Raw genomic sequence first — 22,280 nt, 5'->3', positions numbered from 1 at the left:
CTCCAGATCACAAATGGAAGCCGAGACGTCCCGGCGTCCACAGTGCAAGACCCGAAAGCTACCAAGGATATTTCATCACGCGCCTTCAAGGAAACGCGACCTGCTTCAATGACGCGCGACTCGCATTTGAAGACACGTTACCCCAGCCGAAACACGGCCACCTTCTGCTCGTAGCCGCGCACGGTGACCTCGCCGAGCGCGACCGCATCCTCGCCGTCGTCGCCCAGCGACTCGCGGACGGTGGCGGAGATCAGGAGCTGCGAGCCGAACTCCTTGTTGAGCGCCTCCAGCCGCGAGGCGAAGTTCACGGTGTCGCCGATCACGGTGTATTCCTTCCGCCTGGGCGAGCCGATATTGCCGGCGACCACCTCGCCGAAATGGATGCCGATGCCGATCCGCAGCGGCCAGCTCGTCTGCGCGTTGATGCGGTCCATCGCAGTCAGCATCTCGCGGCCCGCCGCCACCGATCGGTGCGCGGCATCGGCGGCCTCCAGCGGCGCGCCGAACAAAGCGAGGAAGCCGTCGCCGAGAAACTTGTTCACGATGCCGCCGTGGCGGTCGAGAATGTCGACCAGCACCGCGAAGGCGCCGTCGAGCCGATCGACCACCTCCTGCGGCGTGCGCGACTGCGCACCGGCGGTGAAGCCGCGGAAATCGACGAACATCACGGCGACGCGGCGGAGGTCGCCGGCAGCGCTCGTCCCCTCCGCCATCAGCCGCTCCACCACCTGCGGTGAGACGTGCTGGCCGAACAGATTGGTCACCCGGTCGCGCGCGGTGGCAGCCGCGATGCTCGCAGCAAATTGCCGGCGCAACTGCGCGCCGACGGAGCCCGCGAGCACGCCGCAGATCAGGATGATGGTGCTGCGCACCGCGTGGAAATAGGTCTCGGGATCGCCTGCGGCGCCGGTGGCGTCGAAATACATCGCGACGACGAAGAGTTCGGCCGCAGCCACGAAGCCGGTGAAGGTCGAGAGTCGGAAGTCGAGGCGCAGGGTCGAGAGAATGATGAAGATGAAATAAACCAGCGGCGTGACATAGCTTAAGGCCTGGCTTGCCCCCATGCTGCGGATCTGCAGGATCAGGATCACCGTCGGCACCGATGTCTCGATCAGCGCGCTGAGATAGCGCCTGACGACGGGCACGTCGCGGCCGAGCCTGAGATTTCGCCGGATCTGGGCATGGACCCAGAGCTCGAACAGGATGAAGCCGGTCATGAGCGCATAGAGCTGGGCCCTGCCGGATGTCCCGTGCCAAACCCTCTCGACCACCCGGGGATCGATCAGCTCGATTGCGGTGAAGAACACGACAATGACGACGCCCGTGACGATCAAGGCCCTGACTCGCAACAACTCGGTCCGCAGCACCTCGCGCGTGAGCTCGCGCTCGAAATCCTCCGACATCGCGGTATGCTGCCGGTTCTTTCTGTTCGCAAAGCTGACCATTCCACCCCCTCGATTCCGGGGCAGTCTGCCTCAATCCAGCGTGCGGCGGAAGCGCGTCACGGCGATGGTCATGGCGACTAGCATCAGGGCGGCCAGCGCCAGCGCGTCGAAGTGCAGATTCTGCATGGAGGCGCCCTTCAGCATGATGGCGCGGACGATGCGCAGATAATGCGTCAGCGGCAGGCATTCGCCGACATATTGCGCCCAGACCGGCATGCCCGCGAAGGGAAACATGAAGCCGGACAGAAGAATGCTCGGCAGGAAGAACATCATCGACATCTGCATGGCCTGGAGCTGGTTCTGCACCAGCGTCGAAATCGTGTAGCCGATCGACAGATTGGTGGCGATAAACAGCGTCGACAAGAGCGCCAGCAGGAACACGTTGCCGAGCACGGGCACACCGAACAGCAGCACGCCGATGCCGATGATCAGGAAGGCCTGAATGAAACCGACTAGCACGTAGGGGATGATCTTGCCGAACATCACCTCGATCGGCTTGATCGGCATCGACAACAAGGCCTCCATCGTACCGCGCTCGACCTCGCGCGTGACCGAGAGCGCGGTGAAGATCAGCATGGTCATGGTGAGGATGGTGCCGACCAGGCCCGGCACGATATTGAGACTGGAGGACGCGGCCGGATTGTAGCGCGCATGGGCACGGATCTCGAACGGCATCCCCGGGGGATCGCCGATATAGAGATCATGCGCGAGCGCGGTCTGCACGATCATGCCGAGCGAGCCGAGTGCGGCGCTTGCCGCGACGGGATCGGTCGCGTCGGCCGCAACCAGCAGCGCCGGCTTGTCGCCGCGCCGCACCGCGCGCTCGAAGCCGCGCGGGATCTCGACGCCGAACAGCACCTTGCCGGATTTCAGGAGATTGTCGAACTCGTCGACGTCGTGCACCTCGTAGATGAAGCGGTAATAGGCGGTGTTCTCCAGCGCCTTTAGGACCGAGCGGGCGAGATCGGAATCCTCCTGGAGCAGCACCGCGCTCGGCAGATTGTGCGGCGTGGTGTTGATGGCATAACCGAACAGCAACAGCTGCATCACCGGCAGCATCACGATCATCGCGAACGAGACGCGATCGCGCCTGAGCTGGATGAACTCCTTGATCAGCATCGCATAAGAGCGCTTCCAGAAGCCGAAGCGCTCCCGGATTTCATATGCCGGGCTCGTTGCGTCGGCGGCGCTCATTGGAAATTGTCCTTGGAGCGGCCCATCAACTCGATGAACACGTCTTCCAGTGAGGGCGCCGCCTTGTGCCAATGAAGACCGCTTTTGTCGCGCCACGGCGCGATGCTGGCCTCGAGCGCGGCGACGTCGCGCCCCGAAACGTGCAAGGAGGTGCCGAACGGCGCCACCATGTCGACGCCGGGCTTGCCGGTCAGCGCCGCGGTGAGGTCGTTGAGGTCCTCGCCGGTCACGGTGTAGGTCGTGAGCGCAGATCCCGCGATCACCTCCTCCACGGTGCCGTGCGTCAGCAGATGGCCGTAGGCGATGTAAGCGATCTCGTGACAGCGCTCGGCTTCGTCCATGTAATGGGTCGAGACCAGCACGGTGAGGCCGTCGGCCGCGAGCGCGTGGATCTCGTTCCAGAAATCGCGCCGCGCCTTCGGATCGACGCCGGCGGTCGGCTCGTCGAGCAATAGCAATTTTGGACTGGGCAGCGTGCAGGCACCGAGCGCCAGCCGCTGCTTCCAGCCGCCGGAAAGCTCGCCGGCGAGCTGCTCCTCGCGGCCAGAGAGGCCGAGCCGCTTGATCATGTCGCGCGCCGCACCGCGCGCATCGGTGAGGCCGTAGAGCCGCGCGACGAATTCGAGATTCTCGCGCACGGACAGGTCCTGATACAGGCTGAAGCGCTGCGTCATGTAGCCGACCTGGCGCTTGATCTTGTCGGCGTCGCGCAAAATGTCATAGCCGAGGCAGGTGCCCTCGCCGCTGTCGGGCGTGAGCAGGCCGCAGAGGATGCGGATGGTGGTGGTCTTGCCCGAACCGTTCGGCCCAAGGAAGCCGTAGATCGAGCCGCGCTTCACCTGCATCGACAGATCGTGCACGACCTCGCGTCCGCCGAACGATTTGGTCAGGCCTTTGACGTCGATCGCGATGTCGTTTCCGCCGTTCATCGCTTGTCCGCCACAGGAGTCTTCGGATTGAGATAGACGTCAATCGGCTGCCCGACACGCAAGGCATCTGGCCGCGAGGGCCGCGCCTGAATCAGGTAGACGAGCTTGTTGCGCTCTTCGAGGCTGTAGATCACGGGCGGGGTGTATTCGGCCGAGGTCGCGATGAAATAGATTTTTGCGGTGAGATCGGCGGCGCAATTGTCGCAGGCGACCCGCACCTCGTCGCCGATCGCAAGCTTCGGCAGTTCGGTCTCGGGCACGAAGAAGCGCAGCTTCATGTTGCCGGGCGGCATGATCGAGAGCACCGGCCGCTGCGCGGCGACCATCTCGCCCTCGCGAAAATAGATCTGCTGGATGGTGCCGGCGACCGGCGCAAAACCCTTGCGCCGCGCCAGCCGCGTCTGCGAGGTCACCACGCGCGCTTGCGCAACCCGCAGATCCGAGACGGCGGAATCGAGTGCGGCTTGCGTGCCCGAGCCGGTCTTGCGCAGGGAATCCGCGCGGTCGAATACCTGCTGCGCATTGGCCAATGTCGCTTTGGTCTGGTTGAGATCGGCAAGCTGGAGATCGTCGTCGATGGAATACAGGGCGTCGCCGACCTTCACCACGTCTCCCTCACGGATATCAAGCTTGGTCACCCGGCCGGCTTCATCCGGGCTGACATAGATCATGTCGGCCTCGACCCAGCCCTGGAAGCCGGGATCGCGCTTCTCCTTGCAACCGGCAAGCCCGGTTGCAAGGACGACGGTCAATGCAAATCTGAAAACTATCTGCGACGACCTCATGTCGTCCTCCGTTCGCCAAAAATCAAATCGAGATGGACGCGCAGCATGTCCTGCGCGTCGAGCGGCGCGTGCCGCGTAAACAGGCTCTGCCAGATCACCGCGATCATCGCGGGTGCGACCAGGATCTGCGGATAGCGCGCGAGATCTTTCTCGCGGATCTCACCGCGGGCAACGCCGAGCTCGATCAGCGCGCGCATGCCGGCCATCCCGCGCGAGACGACCTCGCGGTAGTAAAAGTCGGCGACGGACGGAAAGCGCGGCCCCTCCGCCACGATCAGGCGCACGAGATCGCCGCGCCTGGTGCCGATCACCTCCTTCAGGAAGCTGCCGGCAAAGGCCTCGATGAGATCGCGCACCGAGCCCGTTGGCGGCGGCAGCGCATTGAGCTTCGCCACCACAGGCACGATTACAGTGCGCACCAGCTCTTCGAACATCGATTCCTTGTCCTTGAAGTGCAGGTAGATCGTGCCCTTCGCGACCCCGGCGCGCTTCGCAATGTCGTCGAGCCGCGTCGCGGCAAAGCCCCGCGCGATGAATTCTTCCATCGCCGCCTCGACGATTGCATCGCGCCGCTCCGCCGCGCGGAGCGCGCGACTCGACGCCGGAGCAGCGGCTTCCCCGCCCGCTTCGGGCTTTCGACTCTTCGCCTGGGCCGTAGCCGCTTTGGTGGGTTTCTTTGTCATTTTTCATTGATGACTGACTAGTCAGTCATAGTCAATTGCAATTGAGATTTGTCAACGAGAACAAATTAGTGTTGACTAATGCATTAGCTTCTGCTAATTGATCGACATGATCGAAACCGCCCAAAACCCCGTCACCGCCGTGATGCGCGCCCTCGCCGACCCGACGCGCCGCGCCGTGTTCGAGCGCGTCTTCGACAGCAACGAGATCAGCGTCGCCGAGCTGACGCGCGGCAGCGGCGTGACGCAGGGTGCGATCTCGCAGCATCTGAAATCGTTGAAGCAGGCGGGCCTCGTCGCCGAGCGCGCTGAGGGCCGCAACGTTTATTACCGCGCCGCGCCGCAAGGCCTCGAACCGCTGGTCACCTGGATGGATCATTACGGTGTCTTCTGGCGCGAGCGCTTCCAGAACCTGCGTGACCTCTTGAAGGAGATCGACCCGTGAGTGCAGCCGAGTTGAAAACCGAGACCCGAGAAAACATCCGGGACATCGTTCTGGACGACGTATTCCCTCACGCGCCCGAAACGATTTGGAAGACGCTGACGAGCGCGCAATTGATCGCGCGCTGGCTGATGCCGCCGACCGGCTTCGAGGCGGTCGAAGGCAAGGCCTTCACGTTCCAGACCACGCCGGGGGGCAATTGGGACGGCGTCATCCATTGCCGGATTCTGGAGGTCGTGGCCTTCAGGCGCCTCGTCTACGCCTGGAAGGGCGGCGATGCGCGCAACACCGGCTACGGCGCCCCGCTCGACACTATCGTGACGTGGTCCCTCACCCCGGTCGAAGCCGGCACGCGCATTCAACTGGTTCATGCGGGCTTCGTGCTGCCTGGGAACGAGAGTGCCTACACCGTCATGAGCGGCGGCTGGAAGAAGGTCGTCCGCCAGCTCGGCGAGATCAGCCGCGAAGAGAGTTAAGGAGTGACCACGATGACCAAGCCCTACACCGGCGGCTGCGCCTGCGGCGCAATCCGCTACTCGATCGTCGGCGAGCCCTTGTTCGCCAACCACTGCCAATGCCGGGACTGCCAGCGCGAAAGCGGCACCGGCCACGGCTCCTACGCCACCTTCTCGCGCGACGGCGTCACGGTGACGGGCGAGGCCAAGCGATGGGACATGGTCGGTGACAGCGGCCATGTGAAGACGCGCGCCTTCTGCGCGGAGTGCGGCCTGCCGGTCTACATGACCTTCGCAACACGGCCCGAGATCTTCACCATTCGCGCTGCGAGCCTCGACGAGCCTGCCCGCTACAGGCCGCAAGTCGTCACCTTTGCCGCGCGTGGATATGACTGGGATCATCTCGATTCCGGCCTCACGAGGTTCGCGACGATGCCGCCGGGCTGAGATTGAGACCTCAGCCAAAATCGAGCACCGTGCGGCCGTCGATCTTGCCGGCCTTCATCCGCTCGAAGACATCGTTGATTTGCGCGAGCGGCACCTTCGTCACCTCGGCCTTGACCTTGCCGTCCGCGACGAACGCGATGGCCTCGTCGAGATCTCTGCGGGTGCCGACGATGGAGCCGCGCACGGTGATGCGCTTGAGCACGACATCGAAGATGGGCGTCGGGAATTCGCCCGGCGGCAGGCCGACGAGGCTGACGGTGCCCTTCCGGCGCACCATCTTCAGCGCCTGGGCAAAGGCGGCGGTCGAGACCGCCGTCACCAGCACGCCATGCGCCCCGCCCCCCGTTGCCCCCAGGACCTTGTCCACGGCGTCAGCTGCGAGCGCGTTGACAGCGAGATCGGCGCCGGTCTCGCGCGCAAGCTTGAGCTTATCCTCGGCGATGTCGACGGCGACGACCTTGAGCCCCATCGCCTTGGCATACTGAATCGCGACATGGCCGAGCCCGCCGACGCCCGAGATCGCGACCCACTCGCCGGGCCGCGCGTCCGTTTCCTTCAACCCCTTGTAGGTGGTGACGCCGGCGCACAGGATCGGCGCGATGGCGGCGAAGTCGACCGTTGCCGGCAGCCTGGCCGCGAACGCCGCCGAGGCGATGACATATTCGGCGAATCCACCGTTCACGCTGTAGCCGGTGTTGTGTTGATGCTCACACAACGTCTCCCAGCCGGTTTCGCAATATTCGCATGACATGCACGCATCGTGCAGCCAGGCAACGCCAACGGCGGCGCCGACCTTCAGGTTTTTCACGCCGGGTCCGAGCACGGCTACGACGCCGGCCACTTCATGGCCGGGAATGAAAGGCGGCACCGGCTTCACCGGCCAGTCGCCGGAGGCTGCGTGCAGGTCGGTGTGGCAGACGCCGCAAGCCTTCACCTTGACCAGGACTTCGCCGGGACCGGGCTGCGGCACCGGTACGTCCTCGATCACCAACGGCTTGCCGAATTGTTTGACGATCGCGGCTTTCATGGTCGGCATCGGTCTGCTCCTTTGCATTACGCGAGCAGATTAACGGTGCCGAACGGCTCTCCCTTGATTGGAGTCAAACAACGCAAGTTTATTCATCGCTGACGCGATCGCCTCAGCTATGGAACTTCAACCCATCGACGATCTTGTCGATTACCTTGCGCTCGGCGCGCATCGCGATGCCGACGAGATTGAGATCAGCGCGCGCAACCGCCTTCACCACCTCGCGATTGGCGGCATCATGCGTGGTCTTGAACATGTCCTCGGTATAGACCGCCGGCCTGACATTGCGCGTCAGCGCACGGTCCAGTGCGCGCGATAATGCCGGCCCATCAGCACCGTAAATCAGGATCGGCTGGCCGATCAGCGCAAGATATTTCGTTCCCGAGGCGTCCTCATAGGCATCGCCGATGCACTCCGGAAAGGCGGCCGCGACGCCGCTCGTCAGGAACGAGGCGACATTCAGCTTCTGCCAGGCCTCCAGATCGTTGCGAATGACAACGGCAATCTTCGTGTCGAACTGCATGAATTCTCCCGCGCACATCCAAGCGTCGGGAAAGAAAAGACAATTCCTCACGCGACGGCGGCGACAACGAATGTAACTCGGATTGACCCATCGATCACAGGTCGGAAATTTCAATGAGATGCGACCGGCTGCGCTTCTCCTCGCGAGGCAAGTCGGGTATATGTCGGCGCTCTGTCATCGAACCGTCATAAACTTTGTATGTCTGAAACTGGTGCGATCAAGCGAACCCTCGAACCCGCGCAGCCGCCTGCGAAGGCCAACGGCCATCCAGTCCCGGACGACGCTAACAAATTCAATAGCTTCGCCGTTCACCCCGCTGGTGAGCCGTCCGGTTCCAAGCACCCTGACAACGAATCTTCGCGCAACGAGTCTTTTCGGGCGGGCGTCTCCGCTGATGAGGCTCTTGCAGGGACGACTGCGCCGGAAATCCCGCCTTCGCGCGATGCCACGCCGCGCGCCACTGAAGTCGAGCTCAAGCTGCTTGTGGATGCCGATCGCCTGGCCGATTTCAGCGACGCGCTCGTCATCGCAGCGAACGCGCGCAACAAGGGCTCGCGAAAGCACCTCAAGGCCGTCTACTACGACACGGCCAAGCGCGCGCTTCAACGCAATGGATTAAGTTTTCGCGTTCGCCAGAGCGGCGCGCGCTTCACGCAAACGGTGAAGGCCGAAGCCGGCAGCGACCCGCTGCGGCGGGGCGAATGGGAGGCCAGCGTCCCTTCCATGACCCCCGACGTCGCGCTGGCCCTGCCGTTCCTGCCGGAGAAGCTGCGCGCCGATATCACGCGTCATCCGCTCGAAGCCGTCTTCAGTACCGACATTCGCCGGCATCAACGCATGGTCGACCTGCCGTCGGGCACGGTCGAAATCGCCTTCGACCAGGGCCATTTGAAATCCGGCGATCGGTCGCTCCCGGTCAGCGAGATCGAGCTGGAGCTCAAGGCGGGCAGCCCGTCCGCCATCTGGGACCTCGCGCTCCGGCTCGCCGAGCACGGGCCGGTCAGAGCTTCGATCCGGAGCAAATCCGCGCGGGGATTTGATCTCGCCGCCGATATGCCACCGGGGGCGCCGAAACCGCCAAAGCTTCGTCTCGATCCATCGATATCGCTCGATGAGGCCTTTTCAGAGATTCTGCGGTCCTGTCTGCGGCATCTGCTCCAATCATTGCCCGCCGCCGAGGACGGTCGCGATCCCGAGGGGATGCACCAGCTTCGCGTCGCGCTGCGGCGTCTGCGGTCCGCCCTCGACCTGATGCGGTCGGTGGTGTCATTGAACAAGCTCGACCTGCTGCGTGCCGAAGCCAAGTGGCTTGCGGGAAATCTTTCCGGCGCACGCGATTGGGACGTGTTTCGACAGGAAACCTTGCGAACCGTCGCGGATGGCTGTCCGTCGGTCACAGGCTTCGACACGCTGCGAGAACTCGCGGAGGAGCGCCGCGCGACCTGCTACGACAAGGCCCGCCTCGCCCTCGCCAACCGGCGATGTTCATATTTCGTGATCGGGCTCGGCGGCTGGATCGAAGCACGCGGCTGGCGAAGCGAAATTGCTCCCGAAGGTCTGGCGCAACTGGCGGAGCCCGCAGTCAACTTCGCCAGAAACATCCTGTCCGCGCAGCATGCCAAGGTGCTGAAGCGCGGCCGTCGGTTCAAATCGCTGGCGACGGAGGAGCGGCACCGAGTCCGTCTCGCCGCAAAGAAGTTGCGCTATGTCGCCGACTTCCTGCTCCCGCTCTGCGGGCCGCGCAAATCCGCCAGGCGGTTCTCACGAAAGCTCGCCGACCTCCAGCAGGAGCTCGGGGTCTACAATGACATAGCGACGACGACGTCGCTGCTTGCGGATGTCGACGCGGAACCCGCCGGCGGCGGCATGGCTGCAGCGGCCATCGCCGGCTGGCAGGCACATGCATTGGTCGGCATCGAAGCGCGCCTGCTGAAAGCCTGGTCGGAATTCGCGAAGACCAAAATGCCCTGGTCGATGGATGCGCAGGAGCCAGCGACCAGAGTGCCGCAAGGCCCCTCCGGGTGGCTGCGCTAGCCCCTTAGATCGCTGCGCTAGCCCTTGATCAGCCCTTGATCAACCCTTGGCGTCACAGGCCCAGGCGCGGATCACGCATTCCTTGCCGCCATATTTGTAGCATTCGCGCGTGGCGGCATTGAGCGTGGCCGAGATCTTCGGCTTCACGGCGTAGCCATAGGCACCGCAAGGGTTGACCATATCGACCGACATCGCGGCACAGGCGCGCTTCATCGTCACCGTCGTGCAGTCGCCTTTGCATTGCTTCTGCGCCGCGGCGCGCGCCTCGCGCTCGGCACCGTAATCATAGGCCTGGCCATAGGCGCCGCACTTGCCGACCGCAAACGCGCCGGCTGCGTGGGCTTCGGTGATGTGGCGGGCGCCGGCGACACACACCGACAGCGCAAAGAAAAACATCGCGCAACGGCGCGCGACGGCGTTCGAAACCATGGAAAACCCCTCCCCCCAAGGCAGGTGGAGAGGACTCTAAGCGCCGGTCGTTTCCAGATGGTGAACGAGGAGTTGAAATTGGTTTTGTAGGGTGGATTAGCGAAGCGTAATCCACCAACTGTGTCACCACGGAAACCAGAAGTGGTGGGTTACGCCATGCGGACTGCGCTTTGCGCAGCCGCAAGGCTAACCCACCCTATGGGACCGTCATCCCCGGCGTGCCGCTTCCAGCGCCTGCGGCGTGTCGATGTCGAGGAAGGCACCTTCGCCGTCGACGGGCACTTCCGCGACGGCTTCCGCGTGCCTCGCAATCAAGTGCCGTGCGCCGACATCACCATCGAGCGTCATCAACTCCTTGAAGAAGCGGCGCGACCACAGCACGGGATTGCCGCGGCGGCCATCGCTGACGGGCACGACGATGAGGTTGCCGCGGTCCGGCGCAAAGCCGTCGATGAGGCGGTCGATCAGGCCGGCATCGATCAACGGCATGTCGCCAAGGCAGACCACGGCGCCGTCGCTGGCATCAGACACGGCCGCGATGCCGGCTTTGACCGAGCTTGCAATGCCGCCGGCGAAATCCGGATTCCTGGCGAACTTGACCTTCAGGCCTTTGAGCGCCTGCTCGATCAGCTCGGTCTGATGGCCGGTGACCACGATCACCTCGGACGCCTTGGAGGCCAGCGCTTGCTCGGTCGCGATCCGCACCAGCTTCTTGCCGTCGAGTTCGGCCAACAACTTGTTCGGCCCGCCCATGCGGGTGGAGCGGCCCGCCGCGAGCACGATGGCCGCGATATTGCTGTTGCCTTCGATTTCCGGCTTGGCCCGCGGCTGCGGCCGCGTCACGATCTCCATCAGGAGGCCGCCGACGCCCATGCCCATCAGCTCGGACCGCGTCACCTTGATGCCGGCGAGCAGGCGCATCAGCACCCAGTCAAAGCCGTTCTCGACCGGCGAGCGCGCGCAGCCGGGCGCACCCAGCACCGGCACGCTGCCGGCGCGCGCAATCAAAAGCAGATTGCCGGGATCGACCGGCATGCCGAAATGCTCGATCTCGCCGCCGATCCCGGTGACCGCGGCCGGGATCACGTCGCGGCGGTCGGCGATCGCAGATGCCCCGAACACGATCACCAGCTCGGCGCCCAGCGACAGCAGCTCCTTGATCGCGGCCGAGAGCGCCCGCTCGTCATGCTGCACCCGCCGCTCGGCGATGATGCTGGCGCCGGCCGGCGCGAGGCGCTCGGCGGTGACGCGCAGCGTCTTGTCGACCACCTTGGAGGACAGGCCGGGCAGCAGCGTCGAGACCACGCCGACGCGCTTGATCACGTAGGGCGCGATCCTGAGCACGTCCTTGCCGGCGGCTTTGACCGCGGCATCGCGCAGATTGCCTTCCACACCGAACGGGATGATCTTGACCGTGCCGACCATCTCGCCTTCGACCACCGGCTTGTAAGCGGCGAGCGTGGCAAAGGTGATGGCCTCGTCGATATTGTTGATGCGGTCGACCGCGGCGCGGTCGATCACCAGCAGACCCGGGCGGGCGGCAAACAAATTGGCGCGGCCGGTGAAGGCGCGCTCGACATGGATACCATCTCCGCCGATCGCAAGCGCGATGCTGGCGGCCGCGACGTCCTCGGAGACGTCGCCCTCCTCCATCCGCACCACCACGACGTCCTCGATCCCGGCGCGCGTCAGCGCCTCGACCTCGGCGGGCCCGATCGTCGTGCCTTTCTTCAGCACCAGCGGACCCTGGCGCAGGGTATGGACGGTCACCCCGCCGATCGCATCCTTGGGTCTGGCCGGACCAAACTTCATGCCGCTTCTTCTTTTTCTTTGGGAGGCAGCCGAAGCACGGCCGTGATCTCGGCCATGATCGACACCGCGATCTCGGACGGCGAGACCGCGCCGATTGCAAGCCCGATGGGCGCGTGGATGCGCGCGATATCGGAGTCCTTCGCACCCTGCGCCCGCAGCCGGTCGCCGCGCTTGGCATGCGTCTTCCGTGAGCCGAGCGCGCCGATATAGAAGCACCCGCGCTCGAAGGCGTGCAGCAGCGCGGGATCGTCGATCTTCGGATCGTGTGTCACCGCGACGAAAGCGGTGTAGGCATCGACATTGAGCGGCGGCAGCGCGGTGTCGGGCCACTCCGCAACCAGCGGAATATCGGGGAAGCGCTCGGGGCTCGCGAAGGCCGTCCGCGGATCGACGACCGTGACGTCATAGCCGAGCGACCGCGCCAGCGGCGCCAGCGCCTGGCTGATATGGACCGCGCCGATGATGACGAGCTTGGCCGTCGGCGCGTAGACATTCAGAAACAGCTTCTTGCCGCCGGCCTCGACATTGCCGCTCTTGCCCATGCGGAGCTGCTTGACCAGCTCAATGCGCAGTGGGTCTTTGGCAAAATCCGCTGATTTCACCAAGCGCTGCTCGCCGCTCCCGGTGTCGGTGACCAGGATCGCCGGACGGCGCGCGGCGCGCTCGGCATTGAGTTCGTGCAGGATTGCGAGCTTCACGGCTAGCCGACCTTCTCGACGAAGACGCGGATGGTGCCGCCGCAAGACAGCCCGACGTTCCAGGCGGTCTCGTCGGCCACGCCGAACTCGAGCATCCTGGGCTTGCCGCTCTGGATCACGTCCATGGCTTCCGCGACCACCGCGCCCTCGACGCAGCCGCCGGAGACCGAGCCCAGAAACGTGCCTTCGTCGTTGATGACGAGGCTCGAGCCCGCCGGGCGCGGAGCCGAGCCCCAGGTCTCGACAACAGTGGCCAGCGCGACGCCACGGCCGGCCTTCTGCCAGTCCTCCGCCGCCTTCAGAATATCCTCGTCGCGATCGAGCATGGTGGGCCTCTCAGGCTGCGGGGCGGATCAGGCTGCGGTGATGCGGCGGCAGCGGCCGGGACAGCGTGGTGATCAGCTCCTGGATCGAACTCAAATTATGTACCGGGCGGAATTCGTCAACGTGCGGGAGCATCATTTTGATGCCCTGCGCCTTGGCCTCGAAGCCGCCGAAACGCAGCAGCGGGTTGAGCCAGATCAGCCGCCGGCAGGAGCGGTGCAGCCGATCCATCTCGAAGGCGAGCCTGGAATCGGCTTCCCGCTCCAGCCCGTCGGAAATCAGCAGCACGATCGCGCCCTGGCTGAGCACGCGCCGCGCCCACAATTTGTTGAAGTTGTGCAGCGAGGCCGAGATCCGCGTACCGCCGGCCCAGTCCTCGACCGCCGCCGAGCAGCTTGCCAGCGCCTCGTCGGGATCGCGCTGGCGTAACGCGCGCGTCACATTGGTGAGCCGGGTGCCGAACAGGAACACCGAGACGCGCTTGCGCGCGTCGCCGACGGCATGCAGGAAATGCAGGAACAGGCGGGTGTACTCGCTCATCGACCCGGAGATATCGAGCAGCGCCACGATCGGGGCGGGTTTTTCGATCCGGCCGAGGCGATGGAGATCGATGATGTCGCCGCCGGTGCGCAAGGACGCGCGCAGCGTGCGGCGCATGTCGAGGCGCAGCCCGCGCGGATCGGGCTGGCGCCGACGCGTCAAAAGTTCGGCCTGCGGCAGCCGCATCCGCTCGATCGCGCGCAGCGCCTCAGTGATCTCCGCCGCGCTCATCTGTGCAAAGTCCTTCTTCTGCAGGATTTCCTTGTCGGAGACCGACAGGCGCAGATCGTGCTCCTGGTGCTGCGGCGTCTCCGTCATTTTCGGCTGCGACATCGCCTCCTGCACGCGGCGCGAGCCGGCCTGTGGCTTCTTCTTGGCCTGATCCGGCAGCGGCACCGAATCCAGCATATGCTTCCACTCTTCCGAGGCGCGGAAGAACAGGTTGAAGGCCTGACGAAAGATCAGCGCATGCTCGTGGCGCTTGACGAAGATCGCCTCCAGCGTGGTGAAGACATCGGCGCGGTTGCCGATCTCGATCACAGGAAGCGCGTTCATGGCATCGATTACCGCGCCCGGGCCGACCGGCATGCCGGCCGCACGCAGCGCGCGGGCAAAGCCGACGATATTGTCGGCGAACTGCTCGGTCTTGTCCGGCGCGAGGTGGTTGATGGCCATAGATTCACACTCTCAGCCGTCATTCCGGGGCGCGCCCCTTGGCGCGAGCCCGGAATCCATTTTTCTACCAACTCTGCAGCCCGATGGTTTCCGGGCTCGACGCTTGCGCGTCGCCCCGGAATGACGAGTTAGTTGTGACGCACGCGTCAATTCTCGCTCGTCGCTTCCTTCAGCACTTTCTGCAGAGTGTCGCCCTGCATCCGCGTGATGTCGTCCTGGTATTTGAGCAGCGCGCCCAGCGTGTCGCCGACCACTTGCGGGGTCAGCGAGCGGGCGTCGAGCTCGGACAGCGCAGTGGCCCAGTCGATGGTCTCGGCGACGCCCGGCGATTTGTAGAAATCCTGGTTGCGCAGCGCCTGCACGAATCGCACGACCTGCTGCGACAGTTTTGCGGAGATCCCGGGCACGCGCGACTTGACGATCGCGAGCTCACGGTCGGCGGCGGGATAGTCGACCCAGTGATAGAGACAGCGCCGTTTCAGCGCGTCGTGAATCTCGCGGGTTCGGTTGGAGGTGATGATGACGATCGGCGGATGCGGCGCCTTCACGGTGCCGAACTCGGGAATCGTTACCTGGAAGTCGCTGAGGATTTCCAGGAGATAGGCCTCGAACGCCTCGTCGGCGCGGTCGAGCTCGTCGATCAGCAGCACCGGCGGGCCGGCAACGTCGGGCTCCAGCGCCTGGAGCAGCGGCCGCTTGATCATGTAGCGGTCGGCGAAGATGTCGCTCGAGAGCTGGTCGCGATCGGTGTCGCCGGCGGCTTCCGCCATCCGGATCGCGATCATCTGCGCGGCGCTGTTCCACTCATAGACCGCCGAGGAGACATCGAGGCCTTCGTAGCACTGCAGGCGGATCAGCTTCCGCCCCAGCGCCGCCGACAGCACCTTTGCGATCTCGGTCTTGCCGACGCCGGCCTCGCCTTCGAGGAATAGCGGCCGGCCCATGCGCAGCGCGAGATACGTCACCGTCGCCAGCGACCGCTCGGCGAGATAGCCACGCGACGTCAAAAGTTCGAGCATCGCGTCGACCGATGCCGGCAATACAACTGAAGTATTGGCACCGGAAGTATTGGTCGCTGAAGTCATGAAAGAGCCAGTCTCGCTACGCCCTCACGATGGGCAAGTATCGGGCCAAAGTGCAAGGCCCACTCATTCCTTTATATTTTCCTTGGCATTGGCGGCGTCGAGAGCGCGCCGTGTCAGCACGCCGATGAGGTGCGCGCGGTATTCGGCGCTGCCGTGGATGTCGCTGTTGAGCCCCTCCGCCGGCACCTCGATGCCGTCGAGCACTTTCGAGGAGAACCGCTTCTTCAGCGCTTCCTCGAACGCCTCGATGCGGAACACACCATCGGAGCCGGCGCCGGTGACGGCGACACGCACGTCCGACGGACGCCGCGCCACGAACACGCCGACCAGCGCGTAACGCGAGGCCTGGTTGCGGAACTTGATATAGGCCGCCTTCTTCGGCAGCGGGAACATCACCTTGGTGATGATCTCGTCGGCTTCCAGCGCGGTCGTGAACAGGCCCTGGAAATACTCTTCCGCCTTGAGGCGCCGCTTGTTGGTGACGATGGTCGCGCCGAGTGCGAGCACGGCGGCCGGATAGTCCGCAGTCGGATCATTGTTGGCGAGCGAGCCGCCGATGGTGCCCTTGTGGCGCACAGCGGGATCACCGATCTGGCCGGCCAGATCGGCGAGCGCCGGGATCGCCTCACCGACGATGGCCGAGGTCGCGACCTCAGCGTGCTTGGCGGTGGCACCGATCACGAGCGCGCGGCCCTTCATCTCGATCGCGTTGAGCCCCTCGATGTGGGAGAGGTCGACCAGATGCGGCGGGCTCGCAAGGCGCTGCTTCATGACGGGAATCAGCGTGTGGCCGCCGGCAATCAGCTTGGCGTCTTCGTTCTTCACCAGGAGATTGGCGGCCTGCCGCACGGTCGCGGGGCGATGGTATTTGAATTCGTACATGTGGGTGTCCTGATCGCGGAGGGCGCGCGGTTACGCGAGATCGGATTTCGCCATCGCCTTGGCGCCGGCGGAGATCGAGGCGACGATGTTCTGGTAGCCGGTGCAGCGGCAGAGATTGCCTTCCAGCTCCTCGCGGATGGTGCGGTCGTCGAGCTCGTGGCCCTTGCGATGCACGATGTCGATCGCGGTCATGATCATGCCGGGCGTGCAGAAGCCGCACTGCAGGCCGTGGTGTTCACGGAAAGCTTCCTGCATCGGATGCAGTGGCGCGCCGTCGGCGGCCAGTCCCTCGATGGTCTTGACCTCGTGGCCGTCGGCCATCACGGCAAGCGTCGTGCAGGACTTCACGGCCTTGCCGTCGAGATGCACGACGCAGGCGCCGCACTGCGAGGTGTCGCACCCGACATGGGTGCCGGTCAGCCGCAGATTCTCGCGCAGAAACTGCACCAGAAGCGTGCGCGGGTCGACATTGCCGGTGACAGGATTGCCGTTCACGATAAGGGAGATTTTTGCCATAAGCACTCTCTATCAGCGCCCCGACGGGTCCCGTCGAAGCGGTTCTTTTTTATAATTATTCCAACCCATCATATTGGCCATTGTCCGCTGGGGCAACATTGCCCGGGACGCAAGCCGCTATGCCGAAAGGCGATACCCTCTAGCCCTGTACCGCCTTGGCGAAATTCGCGAAAAACTCATCGGCCAGTTTCTTGGCGGTGCCGTTGATCAGGCGCTGTCCGAGCTGCGCCAACTTGCCGCCGATCTGCGCCTCGACCTCGTAGGACAGCAGCGTGCCGCCATCCTTCTCGGCGAGCTTCACGACCGCGCCGCCCTTGGCGAAGCCGGCCACCCCGCCCTCGCCCTCGCCGGAGATCTTGTAGCCGTTCGGCGGGTCGAGATCGCTGAGCGTCACCTTGCCCTTGAAGCGCGCCGATACCGGGCCGACCTTCATTTTCGCCGTCGCGCGAAAACCGCCGTCGTCGGTCCTCTCCAGCTCCTCGCAGCCGGGGATGCAGGTCTTGAGCACCGCGGGGTCGTTGAGCTTCTCCCATACGGCCTCACGCGGCGCCGCAAGCTGGACTTCGCCGTTCATTGTCATGGCCATGGGGTGCCTCCCTGGATCGCAGCAATTATGATGTTGCTCAAGTAACGCAGGGAGGCCGCAAAGGAAAGGGCAGCCCCCGGCCACGTGCAATGCATATTCGCACCCGCAACAGGCTTGCACGGCCGGTTTGGGATTGGCAGAGCCGGGGCATGGTGATTAGGTCCCGCGCAACATGAGCACAGCCCTCTCCCCCCTGCTTGCGCCGATGCTGTCGAGCGCCGCCATGCGCGCCGTCTGCGACGACCGGGCGACCCTGCAAAACATGCTCGATTTCGAGGCAGCCCTCGCCCGGGCTGAGGCCGCAACGAGCGTGATTCCCGCGTCCGCTGTGGGCCCGATCGAAGTCGCCTGCAAGGCTGACAGTTTCGACATGGCCGTCCTGGCCGAGGCCGCGACGCGGTCGGGCAATCTCGCGATCCCCCTGGTCAAGATGCTGACCGCCAATGTCGGCAGGGCCGACGCAGAGGCCGCACGCTACGTGCATTGGGGTGCAACCAGCCAGGACATCATCGACAGCGCGACCATGCTCGGCTTGCGCGCCGGCATCGACGCTTTGGATGCCGACCTCAGCCGTGCCATCAAGGGCTTTGCTGCGCTGGCCCGCAGCCATCGCAACACCGCGATGGTGGCGCGGACCTGGCTGCAGCACGCGCTGCCGATGCCGTTCGGGCTGAAGGCCGCCGAATATGCCGCAAGTCTCGCCCGCTCTCGCTGCCGCCTGCGTCGGCTCCGCCGCGACGGCCTCGCGCTGCAATTCGGCGGCGCCGCAGGCACGCTGGCGGCGCTCGCCGACAAGGGGCTCGCGGTCGCCGAACGGCTGGCCCAGGAGCTGAACCTGCCGCTGCCCGAAGCGCCCTGGCACACCCATCGCGATCGGATCGCGGAGGCCGCATCGTGCTTCGCGATTCTTGCTGGAAGCTGCGGCAAGATCGCGCGCGACGTCTCGCTGATGATGCAAACCGATGTCGCCGAAGCCTTCGAGCCTGCCGCCGAAGGCCGTGGCGGCTCCTCGACCATGCCGCATAAGCGCAACCCGGTCGCGGCCGCAAGCGCCCTGGGCTGCGCGACCATGGCTCCGCAGCTCGCTGCGACGATCTTTGCCGCGCAGATCCAGGACCATGAGCGCAGCGCCGGGCCCTGGCACGCGGAATGGCCGACGCTGCCTCAATTGATGCTGGTCACCTCGGGCGCGCTTGCGGCCATCGTCGACATCGCCGAGGGCCTCGACGTCGATGCCGCACGCATGCGCAGCAATCTGGATGCGACGCGCGGGCTGATCATGGCCGAAGCGGTCACCTTTGCGCTGGCCGAAAAGATCGGCAAGAGCGATGCGCATCATCTCATCGAGGCTGCGAGCAAGCGCGCGGTCGCCGAGAAGAAGCATCTGCGCGAAGTGCTGTCTGCCGATTCGCTAGTGACTGCGCATCTCGCACCGGAAAAAATTGCGGCTTTGTTCGAGCCGATGGCCTATCAAGGGGCTTCTCAAGCCCTGATCGACCGGCTGCTCGACAGCCTCGAGCGCGAATAGAACCGCGAATAAAACGGAGACGCCGCATGCCGATGATCGATACCGACGGTTGCCTGATCAACGTCTCCGTCGAGGGCCGCGACGGCGGGCCGACCTTGATGCTCTCCAACTCGCTCGGCTGCACGCTGCAGATGTGGGAGCCGCAGATGAAGGCGCTGACGCAGATATTCCGCGTCATCCGCTACGACCGCCGCGGCCACGGCAAGTCCGGCGTGCCGCCCGCGCCCTACACGATGGAGCGCTTCGGCCGCGACGTGCTGGCGATCCTCGACGATCTCAACATCGAGAAGGTGCACTGGTGCGGCCTGTCGATGGGCGGCATGGTCGGGCAATGGCTGGGCGCCAACGCGCCGGAGCGCTTCGGCAAGCTCATCCTCTCCAACACCTCCTGCTACTACCCCGAGCCGACCAAATGGCTGGAGCGCATCGACGCCGTGAAGAAGGGCGGCATCGCAGCGGTCGCCGATGCCGTGATTGCCGGCTGGCTCACCCAGGATTTCCGTGAACGCGAGCCCGACATCACGGCGAAGATGAAGGCGATGCTGCTCGCCACCCCGGTCGAGGGCTATCTCGCCTGCTGCGAGGCGCTGTCGACGCTCGACCAGCGCGCGCTGCTGCCGAAGATCAAGAGCCCGACCTTGGTGATCGCCGGCCGCCATGACCAGGCAACCCCGATCTCGGCGGGGGAGCTGATCCGCTCGAACATTCCCGGCGCCGGCATGACCATCATCGACGCCGCCCACATTTCCAACGTCGAGCAGCCGCACGCGTTCACCGACGCGGTGGTGGGCTTCCTGACGCAGCGCTAGACGCTATCCGGAGAAACAACATGGACGACCAGACGCGCCGCGATGCCGGCATGAACGTGCGCCGCAAGGTGCTTGGCAATGCCTGGGTCGACAAATCGATCGCCAACCGCAATGCGTTCAACACCGACTTCCAGGACATGATCACGCGCTATGCCTGGGGCGAGATCTGGACGCGGCCGCATTTCGACGAACGCACGCGCCGCGTGCTGGTGATCGGCACCATGGTCGCGCTCGGGCAATGGGACGAGTTCCGCCTGCACGTTCGCGCGGCGCTCGCGGAGGGCGGCTTTACCCCCGACGATATCAAGGAAATCCTGCTCCAGCAGGCGGTCTATTGCGGCGTTCCGGCGGCGAACCACGCTGTCAAGGAAGCCTCAGCCATTGTGCAGGAGCTCGGCCTGCTCAAGACCTAACGGTGCGGTGGCCTCGACGGGAGCCTCGACCGTCTTGGGCGCGGTCGCCGGCCGTTCGATCACCAGCACGACTGCAGCACCGAGCAGCAGCAGGAGCTCGGTGGCGTGCAGGCGGAGGGCGGCCATTTCGCCGACCTTCGAGGCCATCACCATGCTCGCGAACGAGATCAGGCTGCCGATCGCCAGCGCAATGCCGAGCGCTTCGTCGCTACCCCCGCTCCTGCGGGTACGCGGAATGGCGAGCAGCGCAAGATAGATCGCGAAGAACGCCACCACCGTCAGCCGTCCGAGCGCCAGCAGCCAGGCGGCACGCACCGTGCTCATGCCCGACATTTGAAGCTGATCGCTGAGGAACAGCGCCACGGCGACGCTCGGCCGCTCATAGAGGCCGTGCACCGGCGCCACCATGATGTTGAAGGCGACCAGCGTCCAGGCCGGGATGAAATAGGCCGCCAGCAGCGCGCCGTTGACCGAGCCGATCCGCCAATTCCTGAACATGCCGCTTCCCGCTTCGCCTGCTACGCGCCCTCGATGGAAGGCTTTGCCGGGAGCTAACTCGCATCGGACTGCGGCGGCAATTTAAACCCTTCGTTTACCTTAATCGCCGGGCCGGTTCGCCCAAAGATAAAGGCCCCGCCTTCTGGCGGGGCCTTCGTCTCACGCCCCTTTTGCTCTTGGGCTCCCAAATTAGCTGTCCTCCTGGCCGCGCTGGCCGCCCTGCTGCTGGCCGGGCTTATCGCCTTGGCGCTGCGGATCCTGCTGCTGCTGGCCGGGCTTATGACCGCCACCCTGCTGTTGGCCGGGGTTCTGGTTCTGCTGCTTCGTCATTCGGGAAACTCCCTTGTTGGACGTCGGTCGGCAGATAACAGGCGGCGGCCACCGTGGTTGCTGTGCGGAACCAGGTTCCTCGCAGGTGCGGAACCGCGAGATGACTGCCGTAATGAAATGAGTTCTGCACAAGCCTTTATGCCAAGGCATCGCCAGTTGCAGCCGCCAGTTCCCTCCTGTTACAAAACGGGAAGAATGCTGAGGGGCTGCCGGGGCCCAGAAACTTACTCTTCAGAGCTCCCTTTGAGCCCGCGTCAGGTTTGGTAACGGCAGCCTATGGATTATTTCGCCCAGCAGCTCATCAACGGCCTCGTGCTCGGCTCCATCTACGGCCTGATCGCGATCGGCTACACGATGGTCTACGGCATTGTCGGCATGATTAACTTCGCCCATGGCGACGTCTTCATGATCGGCGGCTTCATCGCCCTCATCACCTTTTTGATCCTGATCTCGCTCGGGCTGACTGCGATCCCGGTGATCCTGCTCGTGGTGCTGCTGGTCTCGATGGCGATCACGGCACTCTACGGCTGGACCATCGAGCGCATCGCCTACCGGCCGCTGCGCCATTCGTTCCGGCTCGCCCCAATGCTGTCGGCGATCGGCATGTCTTTCGTGCTCACCAATTACTCGCAGATTGCGCAGGGCGCCCGCGTCAAGCCGATCCCGCCCCTGATCACCGGCGGCTACACGCTGCATGAGAGCGCCGACGGTTTCGTGATCCGGCTTTCCAACGTCCAGATCGTGGTCGTGATCACCACGATCGTGCTGCTGGCGATCTTCACCTGGCTGGTCTCGCGCACAAGGCTCGGGCGCGACATGCGCGCGTGCGAGCAGGACCAGACCATGGCGGCGCTGCTTGGCGTCGACGTCGACCGCACCATCTCCATGACCTTCGTGATTGGTGCTGCGCTCGCCGCGGTCGCGGGTCTGATGTACCTGCTCTATTACGGCCTGGTCGATTTCTTCATGGGCTTCGTCGCCGGTATCAAAGCGTTCACGGCGGCCGTGCTCGGCGGCATCGGCTCGCTGCCCGGCGCCATGCTCGGCGGCCTCGCGATCGGCCTGATCGAAACGATGTGGTCGGCCTATTTCTCGGTCGAATACAAGGACGTCGCCGCGTTCTCGATCCTGATCGTCGTGCTGATCTTCATGCCGACCGGCCTGCTCGGCCGTCCCGAAGTCGAAAAAGTCTGA

The 22,280-nt window shown here is 64.7% G+C and carries 26 protein-coding genes; 8 read left to right on the top strand and 18 right to left on the bottom strand.

Going from position 1 to position 22,280, the window contains the following annotated elements; all coding sequences use genetic code 11:
- Positions 1-137: 137 nt before the first annotated feature.
- The 5 genes from JJE66_RS32940 to JJE66_RS32920 are packed head-to-tail and all read right to left on the bottom strand — an operon-like array spanning position 138 to position 5,036.
- On the bottom strand, positions 138-1,445 hold the full coding sequence (locus JJE66_RS32940) for an adenylate/guanylate cyclase domain-containing protein (RefSeq protein WP_200519913.1): 1,308 nt from the start codon (positions 1,443-1,445) through the stop codon (positions 138-140).
- Positions 1,446-1,475: 30 nt separating this feature from the next.
- The gene (locus tag JJE66_RS32935) at positions 1,476-2,639 is read right to left on the bottom strand and encodes an ABC transporter permease (protein ID WP_200519911.1); all 1,164 of its coding nucleotides are present in this window, start codon (positions 2,637-2,639) and stop codon (positions 1,476-1,478) included.
- Positions 2,636-3,568: an ABC transporter ATP-binding protein gene (locus JJE66_RS32930; RefSeq protein WP_200519909.1), complete on the bottom strand. Its 933-nt coding sequence runs from the start codon at positions 3,566-3,568 to the stop codon at positions 2,636-2,638. The genes JJE66_RS32935 and JJE66_RS32930 overlap by 4 nt, the downstream gene beginning before the upstream one ends.
- Entirely contained in the window at positions 3,565-4,353 is a 789-nt protein-coding gene (locus JJE66_RS32925; protein WP_200519904.1) for an HlyD family secretion protein, read from the bottom strand. Before JJE66_RS32925 ends, JJE66_RS32930 begins: the two co-directional genes overlap by 4 nt.
- Positions 4,350-5,036: a TetR/AcrR family transcriptional regulator gene (locus JJE66_RS32920; protein WP_200519902.1), complete on the bottom strand. Its 687-nt coding sequence runs from the start codon at positions 5,034-5,036 to the stop codon at positions 4,350-4,352. Before JJE66_RS32920 ends, JJE66_RS32925 begins: the two co-directional genes overlap by 4 nt.
- 106 nt (positions 5,037-5,142) lie before the next feature.
- Between JJE66_RS32920 and JJE66_RS32915 the strand changes: the two genes are divergently transcribed.
- Genes JJE66_RS32915 through JJE66_RS32905 form a run of 3 tightly spaced genes read left to right on the top strand, consistent with a single transcriptional unit; the run spans position 5,143 to position 6,377 of the window.
- Positions 5,143-5,478, top strand: a complete 336-nt coding sequence (locus tag JJE66_RS32915; protein ID WP_200519900.1) for a helix-turn-helix transcriptional regulator — start codon at positions 5,143-5,145, stop codon at positions 5,476-5,478.
- Positions 5,475-5,951 (top strand): SRPBCC domain-containing protein, encoded by a 477-nt coding sequence (locus tag JJE66_RS32910; protein WP_200519898.1) that lies wholly within the window; start codon positions 5,475-5,477, stop codon positions 5,949-5,951. Before JJE66_RS32915 ends, JJE66_RS32910 begins: the two co-directional genes overlap by 4 nt.
- 12 nt (positions 5,952-5,963) lie before the next feature.
- Positions 5,964-6,377, top strand: coding sequence for a GFA family protein (locus JJE66_RS32905; RefSeq protein WP_200519896.1), 414 nt, complete (start codon positions 5,964-5,966; stop codon positions 6,375-6,377).
- A gap of 10 nt (positions 6,378-6,387) precedes the next feature.
- Here the strand turns inward: JJE66_RS32905 and adhP are convergent, their stop codons facing one another.
- Both adhP and JJE66_RS32895 read right to left on the bottom strand, forming a co-directional pair.
- On the bottom strand, positions 6,388-7,413 hold the full coding sequence (gene adhP, locus JJE66_RS32900) for an alcohol dehydrogenase AdhP (RefSeq protein WP_200519894.1): 1,026 nt from the start codon (positions 7,411-7,413) through the stop codon (positions 6,388-6,390).
- A 103-nt stretch (positions 7,414-7,516) separates the two neighbouring features.
- Positions 7,517-7,927, bottom strand: a complete 411-nt coding sequence (locus JJE66_RS32895) for a DUF2000 family protein (protein WP_200519892.1) — start codon at positions 7,925-7,927, stop codon at positions 7,517-7,519.
- Between the two features lie 198 nt (positions 7,928-8,125).
- On the opposite strand from JJE66_RS32895, the gene JJE66_RS32890 reads away from it, so the two are divergent.
- Positions 8,126-9,961: a CYTH and CHAD domain-containing protein gene (locus JJE66_RS32890; protein WP_200519890.1), complete on the top strand. Its 1,836-nt coding sequence runs from the start codon at positions 8,126-8,128 to the stop codon at positions 9,959-9,961.
- Between the two features lie 39 nt (positions 9,962-10,000).
- On the opposite strand, the gene JJE66_RS32885 is transcribed toward JJE66_RS32890, so the two are convergent.
- The 9 genes from JJE66_RS32885 to JJE66_RS32845 all read right to left on the bottom strand — a co-directional run bounded on the left by JJE66_RS32885 (position 10,001) and on the right by JJE66_RS32845 (position 17,508).
- Complete coding sequence (locus tag JJE66_RS32885; protein ID WP_200519888.1) at positions 10,001-10,390, bottom strand: DUF4189 domain-containing protein; 390 nt, start codon at positions 10,388-10,390, stop codon at positions 10,001-10,003.
- Positions 10,391-10,597: 207 nt separating this feature from the next.
- Complete coding sequence (locus JJE66_RS32880; protein ID WP_200519886.1) at positions 10,598-12,202, bottom strand: NTP transferase domain-containing protein; 1,605 nt, start codon at positions 12,200-12,202, stop codon at positions 10,598-10,600.
- Positions 12,199-12,900: an XdhC family protein gene (locus JJE66_RS32875; RefSeq protein WP_200519884.1), complete on the bottom strand. Its 702-nt coding sequence runs from the start codon at positions 12,898-12,900 to the stop codon at positions 12,199-12,201. Before JJE66_RS32875 ends, JJE66_RS32880 begins: the two co-directional genes overlap by 4 nt.
- Positions 12,901-12,902: 2 nt before the next feature.
- On the bottom strand, positions 12,903-13,226 hold the full coding sequence (locus tag JJE66_RS32870) for an XdhC family protein (protein ID WP_200519882.1): 324 nt from the start codon (positions 13,224-13,226) through the stop codon (positions 12,903-12,905).
- 10 nt (positions 13,227-13,236) lie between these two features.
- Positions 13,237-14,439: a VWA domain-containing protein gene (locus JJE66_RS32865; protein ID WP_200519879.1), complete on the bottom strand. Its 1,203-nt coding sequence runs from the start codon at positions 14,437-14,439 to the stop codon at positions 13,237-13,239.
- A 146-nt stretch (positions 14,440-14,585) separates the two neighbouring features.
- Positions 14,586-15,524: a MoxR family ATPase gene (locus JJE66_RS32860; protein WP_200519877.1), complete on the bottom strand. Its 939-nt coding sequence runs from the start codon at positions 15,522-15,524 to the stop codon at positions 14,586-14,588.
- A 63-nt stretch (positions 15,525-15,587) separates the two neighbouring features.
- Complete coding sequence (locus JJE66_RS32855) at positions 15,588-16,406, bottom strand: xanthine dehydrogenase family protein subunit M (RefSeq protein WP_200519869.1); 819 nt, start codon at positions 16,404-16,406, stop codon at positions 15,588-15,590.
- Between the two features lie 30 nt (positions 16,407-16,436).
- Complete coding sequence (locus tag JJE66_RS32850; protein ID WP_200519867.1) at positions 16,437-16,922, bottom strand: (2Fe-2S)-binding protein; 486 nt, start codon at positions 16,920-16,922, stop codon at positions 16,437-16,439.
- Between the two features lie 139 nt (positions 16,923-17,061).
- A complete protein-coding gene (locus JJE66_RS32845; protein WP_200519848.1) occupies positions 17,062-17,508 on the bottom strand; it encodes a carbon monoxide dehydrogenase subunit G in 447 nt (148 codons plus the stop codon).
- Between the two features lie 172 nt (positions 17,509-17,680).
- Between JJE66_RS32845 and JJE66_RS32840 the strand changes: the two genes are divergently transcribed.
- From JJE66_RS32840 to JJE66_RS32830, 3 genes are read left to right on the top strand one after another with little or no spacing between them, the layout of a single operon-like run.
- The gene (locus JJE66_RS32840) at positions 17,681-19,036 is read left to right on the top strand and encodes a 3-carboxy-cis,cis-muconate cycloisomerase (RefSeq protein ID WP_200519846.1); all 1,356 of its coding nucleotides are present in this window, start codon (positions 17,681-17,683) and stop codon (positions 19,034-19,036) included.
- 26 nt (positions 19,037-19,062) lie between these two features.
- Positions 19,063-19,845, top strand: a complete 783-nt coding sequence (gene pcaD, locus JJE66_RS32835; protein ID WP_200519844.1) for a 3-oxoadipate enol-lactonase — start codon at positions 19,063-19,065, stop codon at positions 19,843-19,845.
- Positions 19,846-19,865: 20 nt separating this feature from the next.
- Entirely contained in the window at positions 19,866-20,258 is a 393-nt protein-coding gene (locus JJE66_RS32830) for a carboxymuconolactone decarboxylase family protein (protein WP_200519842.1), read from the top strand.
- Here JJE66_RS32830 and JJE66_RS32825 read toward each other — a convergent pair.
- Positions 20,220-20,756: a hypothetical protein gene (locus JJE66_RS32825; RefSeq protein WP_200519834.1), complete on the bottom strand. Its 537-nt coding sequence runs from the start codon at positions 20,754-20,756 to the stop codon at positions 20,220-20,222. The two genes, JJE66_RS32830 and JJE66_RS32825, sit on opposite strands and share 39 nt — an antisense overlap.
- 189 nt (positions 20,757-20,945) lie before the next feature.
- A complete protein-coding gene (locus JJE66_RS32820) occupies positions 20,946-21,086 on the bottom strand; it encodes a hypothetical protein (protein WP_200519832.1) in 141 nt (46 codons plus the stop codon).
- 276 nt (positions 21,087-21,362) lie between these two features.
- On the opposite strand from JJE66_RS32820, the gene JJE66_RS32815 reads away from it, so the two are divergent.
- Positions 21,363-22,280 (top strand): ABC transporter permease subunit, encoded by a 918-nt coding sequence (locus JJE66_RS32815; RefSeq protein ID WP_200519830.1) that lies wholly within the window; start codon positions 21,363-21,365, stop codon positions 22,278-22,280.

The organism is Bradyrhizobium diazoefficiens, assembly GCF_016612535.1.
Taxonomy (GTDB): Bacteria; Pseudomonadota; Alphaproteobacteria; order Rhizobiales; family Xanthobacteraceae; genus Bradyrhizobium; species Bradyrhizobium diazoefficiens_C.
Note: the sequence above shows the minus strand (reverse complement) of the source record. Positions and strands in the feature narration are given on the sequence as shown.